We start from the raw sequence: 2,940 nt of genomic DNA, 5'->3' as shown, positions 1-2,940 counted from the left end.
GGTGGTTTACAAAAATGAGATCAACCGGGAGATCACCGAGGCTGCCAACACGCTTGGACGCGAATTTGTTGTGCAGGTTACAGGGAAGGTTGAGGAGCGCAGCTCGAAAAATTCGAACCTTCCGACTGGTGATATAGAAGTAATCGCGGACACTTTCAGCATACTTAACCGCAGCGAGGTTCCCCCTTTCACTATCGAAGACAACACAGACGGTGGCGATGACCTCCGCATGAAATATCGCTATCTCGATCTCCGACGTCCTTGCGTAAGACGCAACCTCGAACTCCGCCACAAGATGGCATTCGAAATCAGGCGTTATCTCGATGCAGAGGGATTCCTGGAAATCGAGACTCCGATCCTGGTCAAATCTACACCCGAAGGAGCACGAGACTTCGTTGTGCCTTCCCGCATGAATCCCGGAGAGTTCTATGCCCTTCCTCAGAGTCCCCAGCTGTTCAAACAGCTTCTTATGGTAAGCGGCTACGACCGTTATTTCCAGATTGCAAAATGTTTCCGCGATGAAGACCTTCGTGCCGACCGCCAGCCGGAGTTCACTCAGATAGACTGCGAGATGAGCTTCGTGGAGCAGGAAGATGTGATCCGCACTTTCGAAGGACTTGTGAAACATATATTCAAATATGTAAAAGGAATAGACTTCACCGAAGCATTCCCACGTATCACATGGGCTGACGCCATGCAACGTTACGGTTCTGACAAACCGGACATACGTTTCGGAATGGAGTTTGTAGAACTCAATGATGTGGCAAAAGGTAAAGGCTTCAGCGTGATTGATGACGCAGAACTTACAGTCGGAATCCTTGCCAAAGGTTGCGCCAACTATTCTCGTAAACAGATAGATGAACTCACAGAATTTGTGAAACGTCCACAAATCGGTGCAAAAGGTCTCATATATGTAAAATTCGAGGCTGACGGTTCCATAAAGAGTTCTGTCGGCAAATTCTACACCGAAGAGGAGTTACGCGCATGGGGCGAAAAAGCGGGAGCTGAAGTCGGTGACCTGTTGCTTGTGATGACAGGAGAGACAATGAAGACACGCAAACAGCTTTGCGAGCTTCGTCTTGAGCTCGGCAACCGACTCGGCTTGCGCGACAAGAATGTATTCGCCCCGCTCTGGGTAGTAGACTTCCCCTTGTTCGAATGGGATGAAGAAACACAACGTTTCTATGCCATGCACCATCCTTTCACGTCTCCCAATCCGGAAGACATACCGATGCTCAAGACAGACACCGGCAAAGTCAGGGCAACCGCCTATGATATCGTTGTCAACGGCACAGAGCTTGGTGGCGGTTCCATACGTATCCACGATGCTGCACTGCAAGACCAGATGTTTGAACTGTTAGGATTCACTCCGGAGCGCGCTCAGGAGCAATTCGGCTTCCTGATGAATGCATTCAAATATGGTGCACCACCTCATGGAGGATTGGCACTCGGGTTCGACAGGTTCGTTTCCATCCTTGCGGGACTTGATACAATCCGCGACGTTATAGCTTTCCCGAAAAACAATTCAGGACGTGACGTGATGAACGAATCCCCGTCTGCCATAGACCAGAGCCAGCTTGACGAGCTCCAGCTTGAACTCAAGCCATCTGACAATTAAGAAGCTGTTTAAAATTATTACTGATTATAAATGTCGACTCCCCTCGATATCGTTGAAGCCATCAAAGCGAAAAAGATGGTGAAAGTTTCAGATATTGCGCGAACCATTGAAGAGTTTGCTCCCAAGTCATTGCAGGAAAGCTATGACAATACCGGTCTGCAGGTTGGAAACCCCGACATGCAGGTAACAGCAGCCTTGCTCTGCCTTGACATCACGGAAGAAATCCTTGACGAGGCAATCCAGCGTCAGTGTAATCTCGTCATAACCCACCACCCTCTGATCTTTCGTGGACTCAAGGAGATCACCGGGCGCACGGCAATAGAGCGTATCGTAGCGAAAGCCATACGCCATGACGTTGCAATATATTCAGCACATACCAACCTTGACTCGGCATGGGACGGCGTAAGTCATGAAATGGCACACATGCTCAATATGACCGACCTGCAAGTGCTTGAACCCAAGAACTCCGAAGGGACCACGGGAATAGGAATAATCGGAAACCTTCGTCCCACCCCAAAGCTGGAGTTTTTGCGCAAGGTGAAAGAAACGTTCGGAGTCAAGGCACTGAAGTATTCGGTTCAGTCACCTCAGTTAGTCGTGAAGCGCGTAGCCCTTTGTGGCGGATCCGGGGCTTCCTTGATCCTTGACGCAGCGAATGCCGGTGCTGATGCTATAATCACCGGAGATGTGAAGTATCACGATTTCACAGCATACGGACTTGACATTATAATCGCAGACATAGGACACTATGAGAGCGAGCTTTGTGCTTGCAAGATATTCTCGCGCATAATACGTGACAAGTATCCGGACTGCCTCCTGTATTTCTCGGATTCCGAAACGAATCCTGTAGGGGTAATCTGAACAATTCAAGCTTGTGGACCCGGCTTTAGGATCAAGGTCTGATATCCGGTGTTTACCGCTTGCTCAACTTTAATAAAAAAATTTACAAATCATATGGCAACAGAGAAAAAGAATGACAAGGAACGCAGCGTTGAGGAGCGCCTCAAAGCACTCTATCAGCTGCAGACATATCTCTCAGAGATTGACCGCATCAAAATTCTGCGCGGCGAACTTCCAAACGAGGTGAAAGACCGTGAAGACGAAATCATCCGCTTCCAGACCCGCATCGCTAAACATGAGGAAGAAATAGCAGGACTCAACACCCTCATCAAGACAAAGCAGGGTGAAATCGAGATGCGTCGTGAAAAGATAGCCAAATATGAGGAACAGATCAATAACGTGCGCAACAACCGCGAATTTGCATTCCTTGAGAAGGAGAAGGAATTTGAAAGTCTTGAGATAGAGCTTGCAGAAAAGAACAT

Annotated in this window: 3 protein-coding genes; all 3 read left to right on the top strand. The window is 48.6% G+C overall.

All coding sequences use genetic code 11. The features are described from left to right. Position 1 precedes the first annotated feature (1 nt). Positions 2-1,618 carry an aspartate--tRNA ligase gene (aspS, locus tag JX312_RS11525; protein WP_239653903.1) on the top strand — a complete coding sequence of 539 codons (1,617 nt, stop codon included), beginning with the start codon at positions 2-4 and terminating at the stop codon, positions 1,616-1,618. 30 nt (positions 1,619-1,648) lie between these two features. Beyond that, positions 1,649-2,479, top strand: a complete 831-nt coding sequence (locus tag JX312_RS11520; protein ID WP_124029908.1) for a Nif3-like dinuclear metal center hexameric protein — start codon at positions 1,649-1,651, stop codon at positions 2,477-2,479. A gap of 93 nt (positions 2,480-2,572) precedes the next feature. Beyond that, positions 2,573-2,940, top strand: a 368-nt coding sequence (locus JX312_RS11515) for a zinc ribbon domain-containing protein (protein WP_370541505.1), incomplete at its 3' end; no start/stop codon positions are given.

Source organism: Barnesiella sp. CU968 (genome assembly GCF_905219685.1).
GTDB classification, from domain to species: Bacteria; Bacteroidota; Bacteroidia; order Bacteroidales; family Muribaculaceae; genus Lepagella; species Lepagella muris_A.
Note: the sequence above shows the minus strand (reverse complement) of the source record. Positions and strands in the feature narration are given on the sequence as shown.

Excerpts from the sequence above, each read along its gene's own strand:
- JX312_RS11520 (WP_124029908.1), top strand. The coding sequence starts at position 1,649 with ATGTCGACTCCCCTCGATATCGTTGAAGCCATCAAAGCGAAAAAGATG.